Annotated in this window: 1 protein-coding gene; it reads left to right on the forward strand. The window is 36.2% G+C overall.

The features are described 5' to 3' along the window. Window positions 1-37: 37 nt before the first annotated feature. A partial coding sequence (locus D0T66_RS16150; RefSeq protein ID WP_255489855.1) for a sugar phosphate isomerase/epimerase occupies window positions 38-326 on the forward strand: 289 nt, incomplete at its 3' end.

Consider the following 326-nt stretch of genomic DNA (forward strand, 5'->3'; position numbering starts at 1 on the left):
ATTCACGAAAATGGTGAACCATCCAAATGTGCGAACGATGGCAGATACATATCATATGAATATAGAAGAAGTAAGTCCTGCTGATGAAATTAGAAAATATGGTCATACGCTTGCTAATATTCATTTCGCAGATTCCAATAGACAAGCCCCAGGAGAGGGGCACTTTGATTTTGTATCATTAGCTCAGGCCCTAAAAAAAGTTAACTTTTCTGAGTATATTTCTTTTGAGGTATTTGGATTATATCCATGGAAATTGTGGTTTGATACATTTGAAGAGGCGGATAGCCAAATGGAAAGAGGAATTAAGTATGTGAGGAATCTGTTTA

This window comes from Dysgonomonas sp. 25 (assembly GCF_010501075.1).
GTDB lineage: Bacteria > Bacteroidota > Bacteroidia > Bacteroidales > Dysgonomonadaceae > Dysgonomonas.